Source organism: Paraglaciecola sp. L3A3 (assembly GCF_009796765.1).
Classification (GTDB): Bacteria; Pseudomonadota; Gammaproteobacteria; order Enterobacterales; family Alteromonadaceae; genus Paraglaciecola.
This window is the reverse complement of sequence record NZ_CP047023.1, coordinates 2145031-2171432: the sequence shown is the minus strand read 5'-3', so window position 1 is coordinate 2171432 and position 26402 is coordinate 2145031. Positions and strand designations below refer to the sequence as shown.

The 26402-nt window shown below is 39.5% G+C and carries 19 protein-coding genes; 10 read left to right on the top strand and 9 right to left on the bottom strand.

What is annotated here, in order from left to right:
* Positions 1 to 108: 108 nt before the first annotated feature.
* The 3 genes from GQR87_RS09065 to GQR87_RS09055 form a co-directional block, all read right to left on the bottom strand.
* Positions 109 to 2064 (bottom strand): phytase, encoded by a 1956-nt coding sequence (locus GQR87_RS09065; RefSeq protein ID WP_158968591.1) that lies wholly within the window; start codon positions 2062 to 2064, stop codon positions 109 to 111.
* Positions 2061 to 3041: a metallophosphoesterase gene (locus GQR87_RS09060; RefSeq protein WP_158968589.1), complete on the bottom strand. Its 981-nt coding sequence runs from the start codon at positions 3039 to 3041 to the stop codon at positions 2061 to 2063. The genes GQR87_RS09065 and GQR87_RS09060 overlap by 4 nt, the downstream gene beginning before the upstream one ends.
* Before the next feature lie 114 nt (positions 3042 to 3155).
* The gene (locus GQR87_RS09055) at positions 3156 to 5846 is read right to left on the bottom strand and encodes a TonB-dependent receptor (RefSeq protein WP_158968587.1); all 2691 of its coding nucleotides are present in this window, start codon (positions 5844 to 5846) and stop codon (positions 3156 to 3158) included.
* Positions 5847 to 6180: 334 nt separating this feature from the next.
* On the opposite strand from GQR87_RS09055, the gene GQR87_RS09050 reads away from it, so the two are divergent.
* The 8 genes from GQR87_RS09050 to GQR87_RS09010 all read left to right on the top strand — a co-directional run bounded on the left by GQR87_RS09050 (position 6181) and on the right by GQR87_RS09010 (position 17733).
* Positions 6181 to 7095 (top strand): diguanylate cyclase domain-containing protein, encoded by a 915-nt coding sequence (locus GQR87_RS09050; RefSeq protein WP_158968585.1) that lies wholly within the window; start codon positions 6181 to 6183, stop codon positions 7093 to 7095.
* The gene (locus GQR87_RS09045) at positions 7088 to 8095 is read left to right on the top strand and encodes an AraC family transcriptional regulator (protein WP_158968583.1); all 1008 of its coding nucleotides are present in this window, start codon (positions 7088 to 7090) and stop codon (positions 8093 to 8095) included. The genes GQR87_RS09050 and GQR87_RS09045 overlap by 8 nt, the downstream gene beginning before the upstream one ends.
* A gap of 109 nt (positions 8096 to 8204) precedes the next feature.
* Complete coding sequence (locus tag GQR87_RS09040) at positions 8205 to 8951, top strand: ferredoxin--NADP reductase (RefSeq protein WP_158968581.1); 747 nt, start codon at positions 8205 to 8207, stop codon at positions 8949 to 8951.
* Positions 8952 to 9460: 509 nt separating this feature from the next.
* Positions 9461 to 10723 (top strand): serine hydrolase, encoded by a 1263-nt coding sequence (locus GQR87_RS09030; RefSeq protein ID WP_158968577.1) that lies wholly within the window; start codon positions 9461 to 9463, stop codon positions 10721 to 10723.
* Positions 10724 to 11454: 731 nt separating this feature from the next.
* A complete protein-coding gene (locus GQR87_RS22580) occupies positions 11455 to 11988 on the top strand; it encodes a prepilin-type N-terminal cleavage/methylation domain-containing protein (protein WP_158968575.1) in 534 nt (177 codons plus the stop codon).
* Positions 11989 to 12485: 497 nt separating this feature from the next.
* Positions 12486 to 14321: a methyl-accepting chemotaxis protein gene (locus tag GQR87_RS09020; protein WP_158968573.1), complete on the top strand. Its 1836-nt coding sequence runs from the start codon at positions 12486 to 12488 to the stop codon at positions 14319 to 14321.
* Between the two features lie 918 nt (positions 14322 to 15239).
* Complete coding sequence (locus GQR87_RS09015; protein WP_158968571.1) at positions 15240 to 15611, top strand: hypothetical protein; 372 nt, start codon at positions 15240 to 15242, stop codon at positions 15609 to 15611.
* Positions 15612 to 15696: 85 nt separating this feature from the next.
* Positions 15697 to 17733: a TonB-dependent siderophore receptor gene (locus GQR87_RS09010; protein ID WP_158972946.1), complete on the top strand. Its 2037-nt coding sequence runs from the start codon at positions 15697 to 15699 to the stop codon at positions 17731 to 17733.
* 341 nt (positions 17734 to 18074) lie between these two features.
* Here the strand turns inward: GQR87_RS09010 and GQR87_RS09005 are convergent, their stop codons facing one another.
* From GQR87_RS09005 to apbC, 3 genes are all read right to left on the bottom strand, one after another.
* Positions 18075 to 18410 (bottom strand): hypothetical protein, encoded by a 336-nt coding sequence (locus GQR87_RS09005; RefSeq protein WP_158968569.1) that lies wholly within the window; start codon positions 18408 to 18410, stop codon positions 18075 to 18077.
* A 1040-nt stretch (positions 18411 to 19450) separates the two neighbouring features.
* Positions 19451 to 20044: a dCTP deaminase gene (gene dcd / locus GQR87_RS09000; RefSeq protein WP_158968567.1), complete on the bottom strand. Its 594-nt coding sequence runs from the start codon at positions 20042 to 20044 to the stop codon at positions 19451 to 19453.
* Between the two features lie 64 nt (positions 20045 to 20108).
* Entirely contained in the window at positions 20109 to 21155 is a 1047-nt protein-coding gene (gene apbC, locus GQR87_RS08995; protein WP_158968565.1) for an iron-sulfur cluster carrier protein ApbC, read from the bottom strand.
* Between the two features lie 106 nt (positions 21156 to 21261).
* On the opposite strand from apbC, the gene metG reads away from it, so the two are divergent.
* Together metG and GQR87_RS08985 are read left to right on the top strand one after the other, a co-directional pair.
* Positions 21262 to 23313 (top strand): methionine--tRNA ligase, encoded by a 2052-nt coding sequence (gene metG, locus GQR87_RS08990; protein ID WP_158968563.1) that lies wholly within the window; start codon positions 21262 to 21264, stop codon positions 23311 to 23313.
* A gap of 263 nt (positions 23314 to 23576) precedes the next feature.
* Complete coding sequence (locus tag GQR87_RS08985; RefSeq protein ID WP_199271743.1) at positions 23577 to 24050, top strand: nuclear transport factor 2 family protein; 474 nt, start codon at positions 23577 to 23579, stop codon at positions 24048 to 24050.
* A gap of 28 nt (positions 24051 to 24078) precedes the next feature.
* On the opposite strand, the gene GQR87_RS08980 is transcribed toward GQR87_RS08985, so the two are convergent.
* From GQR87_RS08980 to GQR87_RS08970, 3 genes are all read right to left on the bottom strand, one after another.
* The gene (locus GQR87_RS08980) at positions 24079 to 24858 is read right to left on the bottom strand and encodes a DUF3307 domain-containing protein (RefSeq protein WP_158968561.1); all 780 of its coding nucleotides are present in this window, start codon (positions 24856 to 24858) and stop codon (positions 24079 to 24081) included.
* Entirely contained in the window at positions 24851 to 25492 is a 642-nt protein-coding gene (locus GQR87_RS08975) for a hypothetical protein (protein ID WP_158968559.1), read from the bottom strand. Before GQR87_RS08975 ends, GQR87_RS08980 begins: the two co-directional genes overlap by 8 nt.
* A 132-nt stretch (positions 25493 to 25624) precedes the next feature.
* A complete protein-coding gene (locus GQR87_RS08970) occupies positions 25625 to 26383 on the bottom strand; it encodes a methyltransferase domain-containing protein (RefSeq protein ID WP_158968557.1) in 759 nt (252 codons plus the stop codon).
* Between the last annotated feature and the right edge of the window lie 19 nt (positions 26384 to 26402).

Below are 26402 nucleotides of genomic sequence, written 5' to 3'. Positions count from 1 at the left end.
GAGTTTAAACAATTATCTCAATTTTCCAGCAAGTTTGTTGCTGTTATGCAAAAAATTAAGTTAAAACTGGTAGACAGAACCAGTTTTAACTTAGTCAATCATCATCCTTTATTCAGCTTTTAACCACTTTAATAATAATTGTTTAATCACTTTACCATCTACCAGTTTAAAGTTTTGTGGTGCATCCACTAGGCGGTTTCGACCATCTTGAACCACTAACAGCCCATCAGGTAACTTTGACCCTAAACTTTGCGATGTGATCTCTAAACCATCGGTTTCAGATACGCCGTCTATCATCACCTCAAGATCCATATCAATTTTAAAGCTGCCTAAATAACGGTTGTCTTGCTCCAGAGCAAACACTCCATAGCTATTATTACCTTGACTCGAAGCCACTAAATATCGCGCGCCATCCATAACATAAATCCCCATACCTTCTACATCGGCTACAAAAGTGTCAGAAGTAGTCACGATTAACTTCGCCGGAATATCTATAGGCTCGGCAGTAACTTGCCAAATACCGCTAGATTCTTCGCCAAAATACAGTTGTTTATTGATATCATCGGCGACACAACCTTCGGGTTGACTGGGTACCTTAAATTCTCTGACTAATTTACCTTCAATTTGATTATGGTTTGTAGATAACAAATACTGCTGATAATGACCGTCAGTATCATTGATAAACACATAATACTTTTCTTGTTGTTGATACATACACAAGCCGTAGACATCGCCTAAGTCGGTTTTAATATCCGTTAAAAATGCAATTTCACCGCTGTCCTGTTGAATTGAAAATACACTAATACTTTTCGTACTGCGATTACTGGCGGCGGCTATATCAATAACCTTATTGCCCAGCTTAAAACCATAACGTAAATCAACATTGTTTACCCGGCCGATATTGAGCTGTTGTAACAAGTTACCTGCTAGGTCGTACAACAACATACCTTGTTTTTTGTTAGTCCCTAGCACTCGACTTTGTTCTGGATCAACAAAATTAATCCAAATGGCCGGATCATCCGCGGCATCACCATATGCAGACACTGGCTCACTTTGGGCAAATGCGCTAATACTCTGCATACGATTCAGTTTCTGTTTACCCGAAGTCAGTACTAGCGGTAATTCGGTTGTTAAATATTGCTCGCTGCCATCATCATAGATACCTAACAACAGACTTTCCTCTAGTTGTAAGGCATTCACAGTTTCTGGCTTACCCGCGCCAAGTAATTGAATAAACGAGCCAGTTGTTGGTTGACTGCTATTAGCCTGATTAAGCGGAATATGCCAAACCCCTTGCTGTTCAGGCGTACTGATTAATAGATCGCCATTAGTCAGAACCTCTACATCAGACACCTCCCCTGTTAAAGGCCCAAAGGGTTGCACTGCCGTCACTAACTCTCGGATTAATTCCGCTTCAGGATCAGCAGAATATCGCCATACACCAATATTTTCTTCCACTACATACAGGTTTGCTCTTGCATCATCCACCGCACAGGCTTTGGTTTCTGGTGCACCAACAAAATCATGAACAAATATATCCACCAAACTATGACGAATCCCATCCACAATAATACGTTGTTCAATGCTGCCTAGTGTATTAGCGACAAATACCGACAAGTGGCCCTGAGGCATTTTATACCAACATACAGCTTCTACTTGAGCTTCTGATTTAGCTAGTGTTTGTAGTAAGGCCAGCTGCTTATTTTGCCAATCTAATCCCAGGATTAACACTTGGCCTAAATCGTTATCCAAAGTAATGATTAAGCTATAGTTTTTATCACCTATTTGAATATTGTCACGCCAATCCAGTGCTTCTAAATTACCCGCAAAGGTACTCAAAACTTTACCATCAAGATCAGTCAACATAAGCCCTTGGCTTTCGCTGGTTAACAACCAGTATTGCTCTTGCTGGTAACGAATGGGAGTAGCAGACTTACCACTTATATTATTTTTTGTGGCGACGGCTAAAGGCACTGTTTGGCTACTTATAGCCAAGGGCTTTGATATGCTCTGGCAGCCGTTTAATAAACCCAAGGTAATAAGACATAAAGTCAAAAATTTCATAACACGCTCTTATACATATTGTAATGATAAATACGCTGCCCAGCAGCATTGATAAATTGCACTAACATATTGTTATCTGTCACAGAAACAGATAAAAACCCCGCTTCACTTTTGGAAAATTGAGTAAACTCTCTTTGTCCAACCGGGCGCAATTCAGAGCCAGCTCCAGATACAAAGTGCTCAACTTTTTTCCCTGCAGATCGGTTATGTTGTAAGTCATGTTCGTGGCCAGCAAAATATGCATCAATTTTATACTTTTCAAATATCGGCTCTAACACACCTTGGATGCCCGAGGTTTTACCATAACGTTTGCCGCTAGAGTACAAAGGATGATGACCAATCACTATATTCCACTTTGCGCTAGAGTGGGCTAATTGATGCTCTATCCAAGCTAATTGTTTAGCGCCATCTTGTTTTTGCGTTTCGGCATATTTAGCTCTGTGTTTATATTCTGGATTAAGTGGATTACTATCAATAAATAACACCAACATTTCAGCGTTGTCGCCAACCTTGAAGGTTTTAGCATAATAAGGATGAGGGAAAACCCAACGGCGACTACGTTGTGAATAGTCAATTTGTGCTTGCCAATTCCCAGCGTAATCATGGTTTCCTAAAGTAGGATACCAATCTACAAATAAATTAGGCCCGTGATAGATATTTTCAAAAGATGTTTGCCAATATGGGTCATCTACAGATGCCACACCCTTAGAGTAAAAATTATCACCTGTGGTGGTAATAAATTCACCGTCTAATTGGTACATGACCACATCCATCATTTCAGCTACAGGAACTTGCTGATAATGACCATTTCTTCCCCAATCTCCTAACACCAAAAAACTCAAACTGTCTTTAGGCATTGCTAGATCGCGCACTTGATGTGTTTGATAAAATTTTTGGTCATGCACATGTGCTGCATTCCCAGCAAAGCTCAATACAGACAAAACCATTACAATAACGATAACGATACGAGTTAACATTTGTTCTCCCACTAGCCTCATTTAACTAGGCCACAAAGAATATTTCAGCTTTACTTCACATATAACTAAATATGAGCATTCAACATTGAATGCTCAATTAAGGTATTGCCCTTCTTACAACATCCAATTAAAGCCAATTTCAAAGGTACGACCGTACTTTTCATACTGAGCATTATTATTGCGTTGATCAAAGTAGTTGTAGAAAGCTTCATCAGTGATATTGATGGCATTAAAATACACATGCATATCCTGATTGATAAAATATTTGCTGGTAAAATCTACTTGTTGGTGGGCATCTTCCATACGGATTAACTCGCCATCAATTTCTTCTAAGTTTTCACTTTTATAGGTCATGGTTAAACGCAGACTTAATAAGTTACTTTCGTAACCTATAGTCACATTACCAATTTTGTCTGATTGATTAGGTAAAGAGGTTTCATACCTTTCGCCGTCAAACATAGTCACAGCATCTGAACTTGAAAACGTACCATTGGTTGACAATAACAAACCATTATCAAACGCTTTAACCCAAGATAATTCAACGCCACTAACACTGGCCGACTCGCCATTAATAGGTTGCATTACTTCATCGAATCCATCCCACTGGGGTAAATCTGCTACATCAGCAATAATCACAAAGTTATCGATATTTTTATAGAAGTATCCAGCAGAAAGCACACCAATGCTGCCTGGGTAATATTCTAAGGTTAAATCAAAGTTATCTGACTCAAATGGCTCTAGTTCTGGGTTGCCGACTTCCGCTTCTCGCTCAGTAACAAACACCCCATCATCTTCTTCTGTTTTAGACTCAATGATTTGGAACGCTGCAGAATCTTCAAATTTCGGGCGCGAAATCGTTTGAGTAAATGCCCCACGACCAATCAGCTTATCGTTAAATTCATAACGGACATTCACACTAGGTAAAATATGGTCATAACTTTTTTCTACTTGCCAAGCTGTATTGACAACGTCTTCGAGATCAAGCTGCTCGTCTTCGATTAACTCAACTCGCATACCTGAAGTACTAAAATCAGTGTCTTCAAAACGTAAGCCAGCAACCAAAGTTAATTTTTCCCATTCCATACGGCCCATCACATAAGCAGCGAAAATGTCTTCGTTATTCACAAAAGACGCCCCATTAGATTCAAGCTCAGAATCTAATTCAGCTAATTCAAGACTAGAACGATTGTCTGCAAAATGACTACGCATAGCCGCTCTGTCTAAACCTGGACCAAAATCACCTAGCCCCCAATCAGGTTGGGCGGTGGCAAACATAGCCGGGTCAATTCCATCAAAATCACCGTCATAGATAAAAATATTGGCGGTGGCTGATTTTTCACGAGCACGGTATTTAGCCCCAAACTTCAATTCAACACTTTTACCCTGTATATCCCACAAACGAGTGAAGTCGATCTTCGCCATAGTTTCTGTGTCTTCGGCAAGATTCCTTTCAAAGCTCACTTCATCCAATTCATAATTACTCAAATCCATCGCCGCTGCATCTTGAGTAATCTGCGGGATTTGCCCCTGCATGTCAGAGTCGATAGCCATTTCGTCACCAACAAAGGTGTAGTAAAGGGCATCTGGCTCATCTTCATCTGCTTTTGAATAACCTAACTGATATTCCAGCAACCAGTCGTTTAATTGATGTTCAGCCCCGGCGGTAACAGAAAAAATAGTTTGGGTTTCTTCTCTGTCTTTACTGCCACGTTCGATTTCAGAGTCTTCGCCATCAAAAGTAAAAGTATTGGCCATACGATATTCATCATCGGCAAAGCTGCTATACAAGGTGCGTAGGTAATACTGATTGTTAAAATCAGGACGGTAATCCACATTCACTGCCGCACCGATTCTTTCCCGAGAAATACTGTAGTAACGTTGTTCTATTTCGTCGTCACCATTGGCTTCGATATTATCTGAACCAAAATCTCGTTTGGCATAAGACACAGCGCCGGCTACACCTAACACCTCGTTAAATACATGGGTACCACTGGCTGAAATTTTAGGGCTGGTTTCTGAACGTAATTGGTTTTGGCTCGCCTGCACATTCACACTGGCACTGGTACCTTGACGGTCAAAAGCACTAAGGCTTTTCACTTCAATAGAACCACCAATGGCATCGGCATCCATATCGGATGTGACTGACTTAGACACTTCTAAACTTTGAATCAACTCAGAAGGAATAACATCTAATGCTACAGAACGCACACCAGACTCAGGCGAAGGTACATTGACACCATTAATCGTCACATTATTTAAATTCGGATCGATTCCACGAATGCCAACAAAACGCCCTTCCCCTTGATCTCGCTCAATGGATAAACCAGGTAACCTTTGCAAAGCCTCAGCTGCATTGTGATCAGGAAACTGGCCAATAGCATCAGCCGACACAATAGACTTAAGCGTATCTGCCACTCGTTGTTGATTAATGGCACTGGCTTGCCCTTCTCGCAATCCATAAACAATAACTTGATCTAACTCTTTATCGGCTTTAGGTAATGTTATTTTTTGTTGTACTACTTGGCTACCTTTTACTGAAATGGGCACTTCTGTAGTCGGCACACCTAGATATTTCACCACTAAGGTGTAATCGCCATCTGCTAAATTAGCAAAACGAAAACTACCGTCTCGACGAGAAACAGTACTTTGCGCTAATTCTTTAATTTTGATTTCGGCGCCTTCAACAAAGCTGGTTTGACTATTGTTCAGTAGTGAACCTTGAATACTGCCATCATCAGCCAAGACTGACTGACTAGTGAATGCCGCTAGACATGCTAACGCTAAAGTGGTTTTTATCATTTTCATTGTTAAGCCTTTGTTTTCGCTTTTGGTTATGTTTGTGCTAAGTGATGGCTCGACAAACTAGACAGCAGGAGTGACAGTTTTATGACAGGCATAAAGTTTGTTGCAACATATAGCACTAAAATAGCGATTTAAGCCGTTTATAATTCAGCTATTGAGCTTATTTGACCTCCCTACAACAAGCTTATTTAAAGGGCTAATCTAGATTCAAAGACAAAATTAATATGCCGATATTCATCATATTGTCACTTTCCTGAGCCAATATGACCCGTGATAATAAAACTTAACCCCATCACTATGGGTGAATAAAATTAAGCAGTAAAAATTGAGTAGTAAAATGAACATCTCTTTATTAGCCCGCCACCAAAGATTATTTTCTGTGGCCTGTGCTTCTTTAACCTTGTCTTTAACTCTAGGAATAGGATTAGGTAAGCTAAAGCCCTTAATGGATATCTCTTGGTTAGATATTTTAGGGGAAGGCAGCATTGCTTTACTTTCACTGTTCTGGATATTTTTTATCTTGGTTAGCAGACCGCCAGGTAAAGTCACCACAGCTTTAACCTTAGGCCTAAGTTGCTTCTTATTTTCGGCTAACTTAGACTTAGTGGATGAATTCATTTTCTATCAAGAGTCAATTAGCTGGTTAAGCATGATTGAATCTATTCCAGCCGGCGTGGGCATGTTAACCATGAGTTATGCGTTATACCAATGGCACCAAGAACAATTGATCCTCAATAAACAATTACAAAAACGTGAAGCCAATTTTCGCCAGCACCAACAAGTCGATTTTATTACCACCCTATACGACGCAGAATATATGCGTCATCAAATAAACAGCGAATTACAAAACAAACAACAAACGAATTTTTCAGTGGTGATGTTAGATATCAATAACTTTGACCTATTTAACCGTCGTTTTGGTCATCAACAAGGCGATAGTTTACTCCGTGAGATATCAGATTTAATTCTAATGAATTTACGCAGCACAGATTTAGCCTGTCGCTATGCCGGCGACCGTTTTATCTTATTATTTCCTAATACTGATTTAGCATTGGCACAAAAAATAGCCACACAAATAAAAAAAGCGATTAGCAATATCGCCTTCAAACCAGAATTAACCGCAGATCCTGTTTACCAACAACTCACCTATGCTGTAGAAACAGCCATGTCAGGTGATGCGGCAGAGAGCTTATTACAAAGAGTCAGCCGGCGTTTAGAGTTATTTAAACAAGGTCAACAGCTGCATGAATAAAAGGCCCTATTTTTGTGTAGACGACAAAACGATCCCTGCCCACCAACTAGCGGCCAGTGTGCTAGATTTTTCTCGGTCAAGACAGGTCAATAAAGACAGGTTACTCAGAGGAACCGGCATATTTACTGAAGATTTGCTGTCCGAGAAAAAACTCAGCATCCAACAAGTATTAAAACTCCTGAATAATGCACAACAATTAACGCCAGGCAATGACTGTGCTTTTTTACTAGGCAAACGCTTGTTTCCCAGTAATTATGGAGCAATATCCAATGCTCTGATGCATAGCCGAGATTTAGCAGAAACACTCAGGGTATTAGCTGTATTAGGTAGTCAAATCTGTCCTTTTTTTGCCGCAAAAGCCCATTCAACCGCTGAACGTCAATATTTATTAATTACCGATACAGTGGGCTGTAAAAACCAATTACAGTTTTTAGCTGAATTATATTTTAGCGCCTTAGTTTCGGCCACAAAGTTAATATTCGGCCAACGTATCCCCTTTCACTTTGACTTACCTTTTACAAGGCCTATATACATTCAAGAATATGAAGTCCATCTAGGTCATAGGGTTCGTTTTTCACAACCTATGATGAGTATTAGCTTCGATAAAAAATGGTTAGCCGCCAAATGCCAACACCCTAGTCACAGTTTAAAATGGCATGCCATCAAACAAGCTAAACAATTAACCATACCACAACAGGGTTTTTTACAAGCCGTACGCCGCTGTTTAGTAGCACAGCATAATATTGGCTTACAACAAATAGCTGATAGGTTTGAGATGAGCCCAGCCACATTCAAACGAAAACTGAAACAACATGGACATAGTTTTCAACAACTACATGACGAGTTAGGTAAACAACAGGCCATATTTTTACTGCAAATTCAGCAATTAAGTAATGAACAAAGCGCCAGCTTAATGCACTTTAACGACCTATCTAACTTTAGACGTTCAGTCAAACGCTGGACCGGCCTCACTCCTAGTCAATTGAGATTTATTAACTGACACTTGACCTAACTAGCTAGAGTCAGCTACTCGTTTTCCTGTGGTTTATGCTATCGTATTGACATCACCAGACCAGAATTCAAGTTAACTAGAAAATTGGGAGGTTCAAATGGCCCAGTGGCTAAATGCAACATTAATGAGCAGGACAGATTGGAATGACCATTTGTTTAGTTTGCGGGTTGCCTGTGATGATTTTCCTAGATTCAAAGCCGGACAATTTACTAAGTTTGGTCTTGAACAAGATGGCAAAGTTTTGTCTCGACCTTACTCGCTGGTCAACTCCCCTGATGATAATGAGTTAGAAATTATCGCCGTCCCTGTTGCAGACGGTGAATTGTCCCCCAAGTTACACCAATTACAAATTGGTGATCCTTTAAAAGTGATGGCACCGGCAACGGGTTTTTTAGTGATGGATGAAATACCTAAAAGCCGAGACTTATGGTTAATGGCTACTGGCACAGGAGTGGGTCCTTTTTTATCAATTTTAGCCACTCAACAAGTGTGGCAAGATTATGAAAACATTATCTTGGTCTATGCCGCTCGTTACGAACACGATCTAGCCTACAGCCAACTGATTGACTCTTGGTCTACCAAATATGCCGCCAAATTTCACTTTGTGCCAATTGTCAGCCGAGAAAATAAAGAGGGTAGATTACGCGGCCATATCCCAAACCTACTAAAATCAAGACGTATTCAACAACAAGTAGGGTTAGATATTCACCCTGCTAACAGTCAAATTATGTTGTGCGGTAACCCTGACATGCTCAAAGACGCCACACAAAGCTTAATTGAAATGGACTTAACTAAACACCTTAGACGTTCACCCGGGCAAATATCTTTAGAACGATATTGGTAAAAAATCGCATAGACAAACTAAAAGCAATAAACAGGAAGTAGGAGATAGAAACCAGTAAAAAATGAGATTAGAGAGAGGATTATCGCCAGACATCAAAGCCCGTTATTCCTGCATGTAGTTAGCAGGGATCCATTGCAAGCAGCCGCTAGTTTCGAGCTTAAAAGCAAAGAACTAAAAGCGATTCACCACAGAGGAAAAGAAGCAAACAGCTGACTTAATAGGATTATTTATATGATCCGTTACAATGAGTTCCGACTTATAATGTTCAAAGAACCTGACACAGAAGGCTGGTTAGAAGATTAAATCAAAAAATTATTAAATTTGAACTCAGACTCTTTTTATTTGCTATGTTTTTAAGGGATCTAACCCCGATATGTTTTCAATAATAAATTGAGCAACCACTACAAAACATAACCTGCTCAAATATATAATTCAATCATTCAAATCAACTTGCCCCTTGCCCAATTCCGTTTAAACTGGTTATTCTAAAAAACTGTTAAGGCGCTATTATGAGATTTATTTTTGGGTTAATGGTTTGCTATACGTTAATGGCTTGCCAATCAACTGTAGTCGATGCCAAAAACACAGCTAGCGAAGCTGAATCAGTAGGGTTTTCATCCGAACGCCTAGCTAGAATTGCCCCTGCGATTCAGGAGTATATTGACCAAGGCAAATTGGCAGGCACTTTAACCTTAGTAGCCAAAGATGGGAAAATAGCTTACCTCAACGCTCAAGGCATGCAGGATAAAGCAGCAGGCATTTCCATGCGTGAAGATAGTATTTTCAGAATTTATTCAATGAGTAAACCTGTCACTGCAGTCGCTGCTATGACGCTCTGGGAACAAGGCAAGTTTCACATGTTAGACCCCATCTCTAAATATCTACCTAAATTCAAAGACATGAAGGTCTATGTCAGTGGGTCGGGTACTGAAATGGTGTTAGAAGATGCTAAAAGCCCTATCCGTATCATCGACTTGTTCATGCATACCTCGGGATTAAGTTATGGTTTTACCGGTAGTGAAGTGGACAAGTTGTATCGACAGTTATTTTCAAAACCCGAAGAACTCACACCAGAAAATTTTGCCGGAAAAATTGCGGCCCTACCCCTTAATCATCAACCTGGCACAGCATGGCATTATGGTTTGTCAACCGACCTAATTGGCTTTTTAGTGGAAAAAATCAGTGGTAAAAAGTTGGGTGAATATATGCAAGAAAACATATTTTCACCACTGGGTATGCTAGATACAGGTTTTTATGTGCCTACAGATAAAGTAAACAGATTTACGCAGATTTACACCGCGGATCAAAAAACAGGTCATACCATAGTGATGCAAAATGAACCTCTAGGTGACTTCAAAAGTGATCCCGCAATCCACAATGGAGGCGGTGGTTTAGTATCTACCATTCAAGACTACTTTACCTTCGCCCAAATGATGCTTAACGGTGGTGAAATTAATGGGGTTAGAATTTTAGGCCGAAAAACAGTTGAATATATGACAACCAATCACTTGCCCAAACAACTGATACCTTTTGAGCATTACGCTCCAGGTGAAGGATTTGCCCTAGCTATGTCGGTAACAGTTGCCCCTGAGATGTCTGGTTTTATGAGTTCGAAAGGAAACTTTGGTTGGGCTGGCGCGGCATCAACGTACTTCAGAGTTGATCCAGTAGAAAAAATTGTAATGATCACTATGACGCAATTTATACCCGGTGGGTTTCATCGGTATAACGATGATTTTAGAAATCTTGTTTATCAAGCTTTGGTTGACTAGCTCCCATAAGGGCTGCGTTTTAATAAGCACAATGAATTTTTATCAGCAAAAATTTGTTATAAATTGTATTGCTAGTCTAATAGGTTTATCGGTATTTAGTTATTTTGTAGTTAAATTGAATACCGATAAACCTATTGAATTATGTTGTTAATATTTAGCTTGAACGATACTTCTTATCCAGAATTCAGGTTAAATAAGTCAGTGTCACTTTAAAGGGATATTAGTAAAAAACACACCAATAAAAACCCCGTAAACGTTGCTTTAAAAAGCTTTTATGTCATTGCGTTACAATAGGTATTTCTGTAAATATTCCTGTGATTTAACGTTCATTCTGCCCCCAATATTTACAGAGCGTTCAGCTCTGCGTTCTCGCAAATTGCAAAGTAAACAACCTCCTACAAGGACTTTAGTTATTTCTCACTAGATATTCGTATATTCAAGTGCCTCAGTTCTTCCAAGCATCATAGATCTATCGATTATCCAAAAGGTACTCTGTCACCTGAATACAAAAATGATCAAAGCGACCACCAATTGCACCTGCAAAGTAGAGCGCTAACTCAGATAAATTTGGTTGAATATATTAGGTTACGGAATATTAAAATTCTAGAGTAAATAGTTGCACTCAATATTTAATTTAGGGTAAATTATTTTGAGTGCTTGGTAAAAAAATTAATGACTTACACCATAGGTACTGATTAGCAAAATAAATTGATACTAGAAGGAGTCAATCGATGCAACGTGGATTTACATTAATTGAATTAATAATTGTTATTGTTATTTTAGGGATATTAGCGGTAACGGCCTTGCCGAGAATGGTTGATTTGTCCGATGATGCTAATCTGGCAACAACCAAAGCGTTTGTCGGTGCGTTTAAATCTTCTGTTTCACTGGTGCGAACAACTTATTTGGTTCGGGGTACCAATCCTGTCATAGTCAAAGGTGGGTCTGTACCAATAGATTCCGTATCTGAATGGCCTACAGGCAGTGGCAGCGGAACTCAGTTCTGCGTCAATTTATGGAATAGTCTGCTTGATCAGGATGAAGCGGTCAACGGTGTTGCAAATCCAAACGCAGCTTTATCCGAGGGCTGGAACGCATTTGGAACTACCAGTTTCTGTGCCTATGGAAAACAGTTTGGTGATCGTACTTTTTCGGGTGGGGATTTACCGCATTTTGTTTATTACATAAGAGATGTGGGCTCATTTTCTTTTGGGGGGCAAACTTACGGTGGAAGTGCTGGCGAAATTCAAAAAATTAATTTGTAATGTTTTAGTGAATTCAATAATTATACCAATCCGTATTGATAAGTGTGCACTTAGCGAGAATTTAAATGAGCTTAATTAAGGCGCTTGAATGAAGGAATAGTGGTGCTCTTTATTTTCACAAAAAGATTCATTCAAGCGGATTGGTATAAGTTGGGTCTGAACATACAGCGAACAAAATATTAAAGGCTGTGTGTATATCCGTTTATTTATATGATTTACTGAGTCAGGTTCAATACGCCTCTTTTATTCCCTTCTACAACAATTTGCTAAACACGTTACTCAAGTACTTTATTAAAGTTTGTGTTCTTCACTTTTTCGTTTAGGCTGTATTAAGTTTTTGTTTCTGAATATTTTAGCTACCGATACAATAACTTCAGTCATCTCGTGAATCATTTACGTTATAAGGTTTAAGCACCATGCTAGCACTCACAATTAAGCAAAAAATCGTTGTTACACTAATACTGTTAGTGGTTATAACAGCGGTGTCCATAGGGACCTTGAGTACTTTTACAGCACGGAATACCATTTCTGAGAGAGTATTAAATACTGAGTTGCCTAACACTGTGATCAGAATTGCCTCCGATATCGATTCACAAATCAATAAAATGCAATTAATTGCAGAGCAGATTGCCAGTGACCCATATATTCATGATTGGATTAAACAAGGTGAAGGCCCTAAAGGCGAAGCGTTATTAATTGAAAAGTTAAACCTATTATTAAATGAATACAGCTTATCTTCAGTGTCTTTTGCTGACAAGGTAACCAATAAATATTGGAGTCATGAGGGCTTTAAGCGAGTCTTAACCTCAGGCAAAGCTGACGACTGGTATTTTTCATATAAAGAAACTAATACCGAAAATATGGTCAGTATGCATACCTCTTCTAGAACTGGAAAAACTAACCTTTTTGTTAATTCGCAGCAAATCGATGGTCGAGGATTAGCGGGAGCGGCTCGTTCATTTGATGATGTGGTCGAGATGATAAAGAATTATCAATTAGAAAAAACGGGGTTTGTGTATTTACTCGATGCAAATGGTTTTATTCAATTGCATAGTAATTCACAAGTAAAAGCAAAAACCACGCTCACCCAGCATTATGGCAAAGAACTAGGTGCAGATTTACTGCAAAAGAAAGCCTTTAGTTTGGTTGAATTAACACACAATAAGGAAAATATACTATTAGCCACAGGCTACATTCCCAGTATGGATTGGTATTTAGTTGCCGAAATCCCTAAAGGTGAGTTATTTGCATCAATAAATAGTGCAATTTTTACAATTATAATTTGGTCTTTAATCATAGTTATCATTAGTTTTGTATTGGCAAATATTATTTCTTCTTCTGTGGCTAAGCCTATTAGTGAACTAGCAAGCTTGTTTCAACGATTAGGTGAAGGAAAATCAGACTTATCTTACCGTTTATCAACCAAAGGGCAGAAGGAGATAGCGTTGGTCGCAGATGGATATAACAAGTTTGTGGATAAATTGGAAAAAGTATTCAATGAAGTAGCAGAAAACGGTATCGCATTACGAGATGTGTCGAAAAAATTAAAGCTAGATGCTGAATCGACTATGCACGATGTTGAACTAGGCACTCAGAGTACTATTCGAGTAGCCCAAGAGCTAGAAAATGTCAGCGCCAGTGCAACAGATGTGGTTTCCAATGCAGATGCAGCTAATGAGATTAGCCAAAAAATTGCCCATAATGGCAAAAAGATCGCTGACGTGATATCAAATTCACAACAAGAGATTACTCAATTAGCGAGTAATATTAATGAAGTATCTGCGGTTATCAAATCATTGACCACCAATACAGAAATTATTGCCGGAACACTCACCACGATTCAAGGGATATCAGATCAAACTAATTTACTGGCCTTAAATGCTGCAATTGAGGCAGCGAGAGCTGGAGAGCAAGGACGAGGTTTTGCAGTGGTTGCAGATGAAGTACGTACCTTAGCTCATAGAACCGCAAATTCTACTCATGAGATTCAAGGGATCATGGATGAGCTTACACGATCTTCTGAAAATGCCACAACAGAGATTAATTCAATTGTTGAACAATCCAAATCATCTTCCGCTTCAATTGGGATTGCCCAAAAAATCATTCAAGAAAATCGTGAATTATTTGAACAAATTGGCATCAGCTGCGGGCATGTATCTAAAGCCGTTGGAGGACAATCTAATGCTATCGAGACAATTAATAGTCACATGGATGAAATACGTGCAACATCCTCTCGTAATGTGGACAGTGTGCACCAGATCACTAATCAAATTAGTAGCCTAGATAAATTAGCAAGTGATTTAGAATCGTTAACGAATCAATATCAAAAATAACCTTATCTGTGGGGTCATAGCATTTTCATCAACAGGGGAAGCTGTGCCAACACTGATTTGAACCGCCAACTCATTACATTAATGGGTTTCATCAGCCTGCTTATCCCCTTTTTAAAAACGGGGACGAAGGCTAGTAAATCCACCCCACTTTGAGCATAGGCTGTAGCTTATTACAACATATAGCATTTTTCGTTAGTCAAATTTACTCCACCGTGGAAATACATCCATCACCCGTGATCTTGCGTATATACGGGGTTGAAACTATTTCTAACAAATAATCATGGCTGTTACTTTAATCACCAACAAATATAAAAAGTAAACCATTGATTTAAACATGTTTTTATTATTTCTTCACAATAAATATCACTGTAAATAGTTGTAGAAAAAAAGGTAAAATCTGTAATTAGAGAGAAGATTATTGCCAGACATCAAAGCCCGTTATTCCTGCATGTAGTTAGCAGGAATCCATTGAAGTCAGTCGCTAGATTCGAGCGACGAGCTTAAAAGCAAAAGATTAAAGCCTCCTGTGTCAGGCTAGTTGTCGCCTCTGATTTAAAAATAAAGTGGATTAATGCTACTTAACCTGAATTCTGGATAAGCCGAGCCTCTCGATAACGCTCTTTTTGCGCCTAACTGCGTTGGATTGTCTAACAATAGCACGCTATTGCGTACGACAATCCGCCTTGCTAGGCACGAAAAATTTCGTCACCGAGTAAACTTTAGGTTCTCATAAAGCAAATTAAATTAGTAACCATTTGAATTTCATAAATAAATCAAGTTGAAACGACACTTGTTATCCAGGACTCAGGTTACTTATCCTGATGTGATGGTCTCCAATTATAAAAAATACACTTGTGGATATTCACATCTGAAACATAACCCCCTAAACTACGCCCCTTAATGAATGCAGAGGTGTAAATGTTTAAGGCAGTTTCAAAAGGGACAATAGTCGCACTAGTCTTTATTGCTTTTATTGGGCAAACAATGGCCCTGATTATGACGACGCCTTGTGACAATTCATTAGACGCGCACCACTCTGCTGTGACTGAACGAATAGCACCTACAGATCTCACTTCAATTGATACTGAACTAGTAACCCCATGCTGTGATGTAGAATGTTGTGACCTCGATTGTATTTGTATTGCCAATGCCTGTTCATCAATTATTTATCTACCAACGTTTTACAATTTAACAAGCGCTGACTTTGCCACCTTGCTAATTTTTAGACAGACCACGGAGCAAACGATCTCTTTCGCCTCTTTGCTATACCGCCCCCCTATTTTTGCTTGATAAGCACCCCACAATTAATATTTTAGATATTCAGTAGGACTATTGTCTGTACTGAATGATTAGCAAAGATCACCCAGAGGTAACCATGTATAAAACGTCGTTAATAACAGCAGTTGTCATACTGTTAATTCCCACATTTAGTATTGCAAATGAGGAGCATCATCAATCAGAAAAGTATGCTAAACCGCTACACCAAGAAGACCAAAAACACCATGATGAACATGAGCATCACCATGATCATGACGAAACAAAAATGGAAACCATTCAAGTTCGAGCTTCACGTTTAGGGCGTATCGTCACTAAATCTGCCACCCGAACCGAAATAATCAATGGCGAAGAAATCCAAGAAAAAGCCCTAATGCGCCCGGGTAATATTTCTATGTTAGTGGCTGAAACCGGAGGTGTCAGAGTGCAAACCACGTCACCTGCATTAGGTAGTGCTAACATCAGATTGCAAGGGCTTTATGGTCGATATACACAGTTGTTGAGTGATGGCTTACCTTTATATGGTGGCCAAACGGCATCCATTGGCCTGTTACAAATTCCCCCTACCGATTTGGCAAATGTAGAAATAATTAAAGGATCGGCGTCTTCTTTATATGGTGGCTCTGCGCTTGGTGGAGTGATTAACCTTATTTCTCGCACACCTAGAGATGAATACGAAGGTGAGGTGTTAGTGAATCTTACCTCTAAAGACGGTCAAGATATTACCTCTTATTTTGCAGCACCGTTAATCAAGGGTTTAAGTGCATCCGTTACAGCCGGCGTTCATCACCAAGCAAAACAAGATTTGGATAACGATGGTTGGCTCGATATAGCGGGTTATCAAAGAGGCAGTGTACGCCCACGTTTATATTGGAGCGACAATGACGGAGCCAATTTATACGTCACTCTAGGTGTTATGTCTGAACAAAGAAATGGCGGCACCCTAGCTACAGCTACACTACCTGACGGCAATGGATTTACCTTAGCTCAAGACACTAAAAGAACTGATATTGGTTTTATTTACGATCAAGCATTGGGTGCAGACATGAACGTCAATGTGCGTGGCTCGGCAATGGGTCAACAGCACCAACATCAATTTGCTAGCCTACTTGAAGATGATAACCACCAAAGTTATCTAATCGAATCGAGTCTATCTGGCTATTCTGATAAAACCGCATGGTTAGTGGGAGCAGCGTTACAAACTGAGCGTTTTGACTCAGAGACTTTTTCAGAATTCAATTACTCGTACAAGGTGCCTGGGATATTTTCACAGTTAGATTATGATGCAAGTGATGATGTTTCTATGTCGTTTAGTGCTCGTACCGATTGGCATAGTGAGTACGGCACTCAAGTCAGTCCGCGTATTTCTTTGTTATATAGTCCAGACAACTGGACCATAAGAGGCGCATACGGACAAGGCTATTTTGCCCCTAGCCCTTTTATTGAAGACATAGACGAAGTGGGTTTGTCACGCCTTGCGCCACTAGAAAATCTACAAGAAGAGCGCGCTTCTACCGCATCCATAGATGTGAGTTATGCAATGGGTAGCCTAGAAAGTAGCGTGACATTGTTTGCCTCAAATATTGATAACGTCACGGAGTTAGACCTAATAGATGGCGCCAATGAGTTTTCCGAAAAACAAGTGCGTATCGTTAATGCCATGGGCGAAAGTGAAATTCGCGGCGCGGAATTATTATTACGTTATAAGTGGCAAGATATTAAATTTACCGGTAGTTACTTATACACAGACGCCACTAAAGAAGCAGAGTCTGGCATTGGCCGCCAGCCATTAGCTCTAACCCCAGAACACTCAGCCGGTCTAGTGATTATGTGGGAAGAACATGGCAGTCATTTGCTTGGTTTTGAAGCTTATTATACCGGTACCCAAGAGCTAGAAAATAATCCCTACAGAAATCGCAGCGAGGCCTATTGGCACTTAGGGTTACTAGGTCAAATTACCATAGGAAAAATCAGCTATTTTGTGAACGCCGAAAATTTGTTAAATGTGCGCCAAACGGAACACGAGTCACTGCTGCTGCCACAACAAGCCCCCAGTGGCCGCTGGACCACAGATATTTGGTCACGCAATGATGGCTTTACAGTTAACGCAGGGTTACGTTTTCAGTTTGGCGATTGAAGCCCTTAGATAATTATCGGTAAAGACGTTTTAAATGCTTTTAGGGGAAATTGTACTTTAGACAAGAGCTCCCCCTAAAGGCAAAACATGTGCTGTTTACTTTAAAATCAAGGAATAGCGGATCTTGTATCAAGGGTGATTTTATTCGCATGTATATCAGCCCATATGGGCGATATTTCCATGTTAAACACGGCACCGGTCATCATATTATCGACCCTTCACCTTGTTATCCAAACAGCCCCAAATAATCATGGCTGTCACTTTAAACAGTCACCAATTGAGTATTTTACTACTTTGGGTGTATTGGTAAGTTGTTTTTTGCGGCTAACTTAGGCAACTTGTTAGGCATTCCGCTCCTGAGACCTGACAAACTTAATTAAATCCGATACAAGTAACTGTTGTAATATTCGTCTCGCAGGCTCTTTACGTAATCCAAATTTATGCATTAACCACTTGTATAGATAAAGCAGATCAAGAAGCTCACCTTCGGAATGACAGCAACTTTCAAGATTACCTATACCCTTTAAATCAATTCCATAATTGTCGATAAGGTCGAAATATAATTCGTCTAAGTCGTCACCATTTAGGTCTAAATCAATAACAATAGAGTCAGATTCAATTATCTCTTTCTTAAGAGAATGTTTACTCAAAATTGAAATCAACTCATCAGAATTCATCGTATGCCTAACAGTTATTAGTCGGAAGTCGGGTTAAATCCAAATTATTAACCGCCCTATTTTATTCCCAACAAATTGCTTTTTTCTATCTTTTCATAATCTTACACAACTGCAAAGAACAAATTTTTAGCGATACATTCTGCAGTAACTAAGATTAGGGTTAAATCTATGTCTGTTTAAGCCTGAATTAAAATAAAAAATGTTATAAAACAAACTGTTAAAATAATTATACTGGGGAAGTGAAGTGGCTTATTTTTACTCTGATTTCAATTCCAACTTCAATTTATTCACTAACAAGAGTTTTAAACTGCCCCAAACTATTTTATCTACTTCAAAAGAAATGGATTCCGGCCTAAAAGCTCACCGGAATGACGTAAGAGGAATACGACAGGATTAGTTACAAGGACAGGGGATTAGTTACAAGGACAGGCATAGTAACAATTAGTGAGTCGCTTGAATTCTTTTGCTCAACTGCCAAGTCTGCCTCATTCTGTAGTATTCTGCTTTTCTCTGTGTAGCGCAGCCTCTGTGGTTTAAGGCTTTTGACTTTTTCGGGGCAGCCGCATTTTTAACCTCTGTGTAACTCTGTGATAAATTCTTTGCTTTTAAAAGAATGGATTCCGGCTCAAAAGACTACCGGAATGACTAAAATTGAGTTTGCACGGGGTCAATGGCGAAGCCTCTCTCTTTGCGCGCAACACATGCTTTGTGGCGCAGCCATGCTTTTGATTTTTTCGCGACTACAAATTCCCCATCAAATTATTGGCTTGTCAGATGGCCAGATATGGACATCTGGACAAGGCAATCTTTTATAGCTGGGAGCGGCTTATTGCCATTCTGACATAGAAGCCAGAAATTTTATGGAATAGGAATTTGTTTGGAGCGCGGCATTTCTTGTTTACTTCTTTTTGCTGTTGAAAAGAAGTAAATCGGGCCGCAGGGATGCGGCTTGAAAAAAGGCATGGATGCCATAAGCGTAGCGCATAAGTGGCGAAGCCATGCTCTGTGCGCGCAGCGCATGCTCTTAAAAAAGAAAAATCCTATGACGATTTATCGTCAGCACTAATACGACTAGCGATTGCCCCTTCTTGATTTTTGTATTTAGCATCAAGACGTGCGTTATAAGGTTTCTCAGCAAAGTCAGACAATACTTCAAAACTAATGGCACCGATTTTCATCCCAGGCTTTAACGCTAAGGGTAATTTACCACTGTTATAAAACTCTAAAACAATATTACCAGACCAGCCTGGGTCAATTCTGTGGGCAGTTACGTGCACCATTAAACCTAAGCGAGCTAAAGATGAACGACCATCTAACCAGCCGACAATATTGGCCGGTAAGGTTACCGATTCTAAGGTGACGGCTAAGGCTAATTCACCTGGATGTAAAAAGAATGACTTGTCAGCCGCGATTTCAATTTCGTCACTCATTACATCATTCAGTGCGGCTTGTACTTCGGCTTTAGGACCGCTCAAATCAATGTATGGTGCGCTGTGGCTTTCAAATACACGAAACTTACTACCCAAACGCATATCGACGGTCACGCCACTTATTTCGGTGTAATCTGGCTGTGGAGTGATCTTAATTTTACCGTCTAATAAATGTTGGTAAATGTCTTTGTCGCATAAGCGCATTAGCTTTTCTCGTTAGTTATTTTCTTGGTTGTAGGCCGATAGGCTTTTTGATTAAAAGCAATATTTAGGCCCGTAAGCCTTTTAAGTAGCAGTATTTTGCAGTTTGTCTGGCTAATTGTCGATAACTTTGACTTAAGATATTTTCTGGCTCAGCTATTTGCAATGGCGTGCCGCCTTCAGCATGTTGTCTAATTTGTATATTCAGTGGCAATTGCGCTAACAAAGGCAGTTGATATTTTTCTGCGAGTTTGTCACCACCATGTTCAGAAAATATCGCTTCTTGGTGGCCACAATTAACACATTGGTGATAACTCATGTTTTCTACTATGCCTAACACTGGGGTATGCACCTTGTTAAACATAGCTATGCCTTTGGTGGCATCGGCCAAAGCCAAGTCTTGAGGAGTGGTGACAATCACAGCACCACTCACCGGTATTTGTTGCGCTAAGGTCAGTTGAATATCTCCTGTACCTGGTGGCATATCCACAATTAAATAGTCTAATTCAGGCCAAGCCGTTTCGTTAACCAATTGATGCAATGCTTTGCTGGCCATAGGGCCGCGCCACACTGTGGCATCATCTGCAGATACAAAATAGCCAATAGAGCTGGCAACTAAGCCATGAGACTGTAAAGGTTCAACTCTTTTGTTATCTTTACTGGTAGGTTTTTGCTTGCCATTACCTAACATTAGGGGAATAGATGGTCCATAAATATCCGCATCTAAAATCCCTACTTTGGCGCCTTCGGCCATCAAGGCAAAGGCTAAATTGACACTGGTGGTAGATTTACCCACACCACCTTTACCGGAGGCTACGGCAACCACATTTTTAATATTCGGAATTTTCGGCAGTTTAGTGGGTAGCGCACTGACTTGCGTGTCAATTTTAATGGATAGCTGTTCGTTAACCACCAACTTTAGTGCAGCTAACAAATCTTGATGCTCAGACAAACAGACAAAAGGTAAAGTCACTATCACTGTTTGTTTTTCGATTGTTAGCCAAGTTGCCACTTGTTCAACCGTCAGTGTAAAAAACGTACTCAAACACTGGGTGATTTTTTGCATATTCTGTTGTTTCTCTTTTGTTTTGTCGTTTTTAGCACCAAATAACATGTCAACCCTTCTTTTTGTTTATACAAAGCTAATTTCGTAATGCAATGATCGCTTATTTTCGCTACTATTTGCGCCCTTTTTCCTAACAAGTCAAACAAACAATACAATGTCACAAACGAATACACAGCATTCACGAAAAATATTAGTCACTAGTGCCCTGCCCTATGCCAATGGCTCCATTCACCTAGGTCACTTATTAGAGCATATTCAAACGGATATCTGGACTCGTTTTCAACGAATGCGTGGTCATCAATGTTACAGCGTATGTGCTGACGATGCGCATGGCACTCCAGTTATGCTCAAAGCTCAGCAGTTAGGGATCACGCCAGAAGAAATGGTCGGCAAAACCCGTGATGAACATTACCAAGATCTACTCGATTTTAATGTGCAATACGATAATTACCACATTACCCATTCTGACGAAAACAAAGAATTATGTGAGCTAGTATACAACCGCTTGAATGAAGCAGGTTATATTAGCCAACGTACTATTAGCCAGTTATACGATCCTGAAAAGAATATGTTTTTGCCTGATCGTTTTGTTAAGGGCACTTGCCCCAAATGTGGCGCTGAAGATCAAAATGGCGACAGCTGTGATGTATGTAGTGCTACCTATGACCCAACAGAATTAAAAAATCCTAAATCTGTGGTATCAGGGGCCGAGCCAGTATTACGTGATTCTGAACATTATTTTTTCGATTTACCGCAATTTCAAGATATGTTGCAAGGCTGGTTACAAAGTGGTGCAATTCAACCCGAAATAGCCAACAAGCTTAAAGAATGGTTTGCAGAAGGTATGCAGCAATGGGATATCAGTCGTGATGCCCCTTATTTTGGTTTTGAAATTCCTAATGCGCCAGGCAAATTCTTTTATGTGTGGGTTGATGCTCCTGTTGGTTACATGGCAAGCTTCAAAAATTTATGTGATAGAGACGGCTTAAACTTTGACGAGTTTTGGGCACAAGACTCAGACGCTGAGCTTTATCATTTTATTGGTAAAGACATTACTTATTTTCACTGTTTATTCTGGCCTGCCATGTTAGAAGGTGCCGGCTTCAGAAAACCGACAGGCGTTAATGTACATGGTTTTGTTACAGTTAACGGTGCCAAAATGTCTAAGTCAAAAGGTACCTTTATTAAAGGGCGTACCTACTTAGATCATCTTAATCCTGAATATTTACGTTATTACTTTGCCTCTAAATCAAGTGATGCGGTGACAGACATTGACCTTAACTTTGAAGATTTTGCGCAAAAAGTGAACTCTGATTTAGTGGGTAAAGTGGTGAATATCGCTAGTCGTTGTGCCAGTTTTATCACTAAACGTTTTGACGGTAAGTTATCGACCAACGTACTTGAGCCTGAGCTAGTAGCTGAATTTCATCAAGCCGAAACCAGTATTGCTGAAGCCTTTGAAAAACGTCAGTTTAGTCGTGCTATCCGCGAAATTATGGCATTAGCCGATAAAGCTAATCAGTTTATCGATGCAAATGCGCCTTGGGTAACAATTAAAGACGAAAGCAAGCAGCAGTTTACCCACGACGTATGTTCTTTAGGCATTAACTTATTCCGTATATTGGTGACTTACTTAAAACCTGTGGTACCTGCCCTAGCAGAACAATCAGAGCTGTTTTTAAATGACACCCTTAGTTGGGAAAGTTCACAATCAGTATTAACCGATCACAGCATCAATAAGTTTAAAGCCTTATTACAACGTGTGGACATGGATAAAGTTAACGCTATGGTAGAAGATTCAAAAGAAAATCTAGAGGCGCTTGAGCCACAAGGGGCACAATTAGATCCAGACAGCCCACTGGCTAAAGATCCAATCGCTGAAACCATTAGTTTCGAAGATTTTGCCAAAATCGACTTGCGTATTGCCCGTATAGCAAAAGCGGAACATGTTGAAAAAGCCGATAAACTATTGCGTTTAGAGTTAGATTTAGGCGGCGAAACTCGCCAAGTGTTTGCCGGTATCAAGTCTGCTTATCAACCTGAAGACTTAGCAGGTAAGTTAACCGTTATGGTGGCTAACCTAGCCCCCAGAAAAATGCGCTTTGGCCTGTCAGAAGGCATGGTATTAGCCGCAGGCCCAGGTGGTGAAGACTTATGGATATTAAATCCAGAAGAAGGCGCACAACCGGGTATGAAAGTTAAATAAACCGGGCTTTTTTTCATAACAAGTTAAGGCCTTACCTAACAAGGCCTTAACTTGTTAACTACGTTGATAATTAATGCCCATCTAATCCCTCAGTTCATCACCAAATATTAATACCCAATCACACCTAGAAAATCACTCCAAAAATCTTTTGCAAATTTAGTATAGACAAGTCTGTCTACCAACTGTAATCTACACAGGTAGACAGGTTTGTCTACTTTTTATTAATATTAATTACTTTATCTAACAATGAAGAGGTTCTCATCATAACAGCTAACACACGTCCCCCTTTGCCTCCCTTTACTCATGAGTCAGCTGTGCAAAAAGTACGTATGGCTGAAGATGGTTGGAATAACCGCAACCCAGATAAAGTAGTATTGGCGTACAGCGAAGATACCATTTGGCGAAACCGTAATGAGTTTCCTATTGGCCGCGCACAAGCCCATGCTTTTTTAACCAAAAAATGGGCAACTGAACACGAATACCGATTGATCAAAGAATTGTGGGCTCATAGCGACAACCGTATTGCTGTGCGTTTTGCTTATGAATGGCACAATGATCAAGGCCAATATTACCGCTCTTATGGCAATGAAAACTGGCAATTTAACGAGCAAGGGTTAATGACCCATAGATTCGCTAGCATTAATGATTTAGCCATTGAACAATCAGAACGAAAGTTTTTTTGGCCGCTTGGTACATGTCCTGCCGATCACCCTAGTTTGTCAGACTTAGGTTTATAGGTATTGACACTTAGTTAAAATAAGCGACTTATTTACCCATAGGTAACTGGCTGGCAATGCCGGTTACCATTAAGCCCACCACAATAGTAATAGTAAAACTGGTTAAGGTACCCAGCATCACGTATTCCGTCATTTTTTTATCTTTATCACGACTCAGATCACCAAACCTAAATACCGATTTAGCGGCTAATAAAAAGCCGATGGCAGAAAACTGATTTAATAAAATAAAGGTTAATATGAGTATTCTTTCTAAGTAACCAATTCGTTTTCCCGCAGATTGTAAGTCACCGTCTGTTTGGGTAGCTGATAACTCTGCTTCATTTTTTAACTTTTTGCTCCAAGGTTGTAACAACATAGTAATTACAATAGACGAAGGTTTAAGTACCAATAAATAACCAATGGCAATACTTGCCTGTTGGTAGCTGATATTTTGCACTGACAACAAAGAAAATAATTCTGTTAATTTTCCTGTAGCCATTGCCCATACCGCCACAATGATTAATAGGTGGGCCAATTGATCGCACAAAAATGTCACTGTGTTTTGCTTACTATAGGATTTCACTAAATCAATTAATAAATGACTAAACAACACAATTAGGCTGTATAGCAAACAAGCCCAAACACCTTGTTTACTGAATAAAACAAATGCACATAAAGTAATGACGCCATGCACCGCCACGTGATAATACAAATCTTCAGATTTATAATGTTTGGCTAAACGTTGTTTTACCCACCCACTTGGCTGTAAATAAAAATCACCAATAACATGGCCTAATATTAATATTGCCAATAAGGTTAACTCAGGCATGTAAAAACTCCTCTGCCACACAATCTTCAAAGTGTTGAATATAATCCACAATTAATTGGTAACGGCTGGTATTAAGGATCCGTGTCACGTTACTTCTGGTTTTATTCAAAGCTGTAGCAATCGCTTCGTGAGATTTATCTATTGCGGTTAAATAACAAAGTAGTACTTCAGATTGGATCACAGTTAAGCCAGCTAAATGATTATCGACAAACCGAGTCAAGAGCGCTAACTTAAGTTGAAAACTAGGTTGATGGCTATGTACCGCCAGCAGATTATTCTTAATATTATCTAAGCCAACTCCCGATAAGACAAAAGCTTGTCCGGTGGAAATTTTGCTGTCAGAGCGTAACGAAGTAGCCTGACCTATACCAATACTTTGTCTTGCAGATAAACTAGGTTTAGCAATTTTAAGCGCAAGTCTTAATATAATGGCCGAACTTATCACCATTTTCGCATCAGTAAAAATGGCCTGAAATGAGTCACCTCTAAACAGATCAAAAGTAATCTCTGTGTTGTTGGCCAACATTGCAAAGGTGCTTTCTAGGGTATACAACATATTGTCATAATTTTGCGGGGCAATTTTTTGTGAGCCGACTATGTCACCCGTTAAAACAGCTATGATTTTTTTATCCACTATTTTAATCCTGCTCAAGAGTTTTAGAAACAATCACATGGCGCAATGCTACTTAATTTAATCACTTTTCGCAATGTGATTAAATTTAATCACATTGCAATATGTTACTCAAATAAGTCACATAAAAAGTAATTAAAGAATATTTTTATGTGATATCCCAGTTCGAGCATTAGCGTTAGCGTTCACCGCTGAAAATTTAGGTTTGGTTTGCCATTTAGGTTTTATCAAAGACAAAGGAATTTCCCGTTTTCTGGCCACAATCACATATAAAGTAGACAACATGCCTAAATGCTCAGAACCCCATGTATTCCACTTTGAGGAGGTATGTATTGGCCTGCGCAAAAACAACTCATTAAATAATAAATGTTTACTTTCTATTATTTCAAAACCTAACAGTTGTAACCAATCCTTGACTCGGCCACAGCTGAAAAAGCGCGCATCATGTAATACATTACCTTTATTAATGGGCAAATATTTAAATAAACCACACAAGCTAAAAGGGTTAAATCCCGACAACACCAGATAGCCATTAGGCATAATAGTACGGTCAACTTCTCGTAACACTTGATGAGGATCATCAGAAAAGTCCAGCTCATGAGTTAACAAAAAAGTGTCGACACTTTTTTCGGCAATAGGCAAAGCTGTCGATTTAGCCAATAACCCCGTATGGGTTTGTTGGTCACTGGTCACATTTACCTGATGTTTAATCGGACAATTAACTAATTGAATTTGGCTGCTTAAATTGCCAAGACGGATTAAATGATAACCAAAGAATTTTCGACTGACCTCAGACAATTCGTTTTCAATCAATTCCTTGACTTGATTACCAAGCGGTAAGTCTTGCCATGAAGCAGGAGGAGTTAAAGTATTTGGGAATAACGCTGGTTTCATATTTTGTATGGTAATCTAA

Excerpts from the sequence above, each read along its gene's own strand:
- GQR87_RS08970 (WP_158968557.1), bottom strand. The coding sequence starts at position 26,383 with ATGAAACCAGCGTTATTCCCAAATACTTTAACTCCTCCTGCTTCATGG.
- GQR87_RS09030 (WP_158968577.1), top strand. The coding sequence starts at position 9,461 with ATGAGATTTATTTTTGGGTTAATGGTTTGCTATACGTTAATGGCTTGC.
- GQR87_RS09055 (WP_158968587.1), bottom strand. The coding sequence starts at position 5,846 with ATGAAAATGATAAAAACCACTTTAGCGTTAGCATGTCTAGCGGCATTC.
- GQR87_RS09050 (WP_158968585.1), top strand. The coding sequence starts at position 6,181 with ATGAACATCTCTTTATTAGCCCGCCACCAAAGATTATTTTCTGTGGCC.
- GQR87_RS08980 (WP_158968561.1), bottom strand. The coding sequence starts at position 24,858 with ATGCCTGAGTTAACCTTATTGGCAATATTAATATTAGGCCATGTTATT.
- GQR87_RS09060 (WP_158968589.1), bottom strand. The coding sequence starts at position 3,041 with ATGTTAACTCGTATCGTTATCGTTATTGTAATGGTTTTGTCTGTATTG.
- GQR87_RS09040 (WP_158968581.1), top strand. The coding sequence starts at position 8,205 with ATGGCCCAGTGGCTAAATGCAACATTAATGAGCAGGACAGATTGGAAT.
- GQR87_RS09045 (WP_158968583.1), top strand. The coding sequence starts at position 7,088 with ATGAATAAAAGGCCCTATTTTTGTGTAGACGACAAAACGATCCCTGCC.
- GQR87_RS22580 (WP_158968575.1), top strand. The coding sequence starts at position 11,455 with ATGCAACGTGGATTTACATTAATTGAATTAATAATTGTTATTGTTATT.
- apbC (WP_158968565.1), bottom strand. The coding sequence starts at position 21,155 with ATGTTATTTGGTGCTAAAAACGACAAAACAAAAGAGAAACAACAGAAT.
- GQR87_RS09005 (WP_158968569.1), bottom strand. The coding sequence starts at position 18,410 with ATGAATTCTGATGAGTTGATTTCAATTTTGAGTAAACATTCTCTTAAG.
- metG (WP_158968563.1), top strand. The coding sequence starts at position 21,262 with ATGTCACAAACGAATACACAGCATTCACGAAAAATATTAGTCACTAGT.
- dcd (WP_158968567.1), bottom strand. The coding sequence starts at position 20,044 with ATGCGCTTATGCGACAAAGACATTTACCAACATTTATTAGACGGTAAA.
- GQR87_RS09010 (WP_158972946.1), top strand. The coding sequence starts at position 15,697 with ATGTATAAAACGTCGTTAATAACAGCAGTTGTCATACTGTTAATTCCC.
- GQR87_RS09065 (WP_158968591.1), bottom strand. The coding sequence starts at position 2,064 with ATGAAATTTTTGACTTTATGTCTTATTACCTTGGGTTTATTAAACGGC.
- GQR87_RS09015 (WP_158968571.1), top strand. The coding sequence starts at position 15,240 with ATGTTTAAGGCAGTTTCAAAAGGGACAATAGTCGCACTAGTCTTTATT.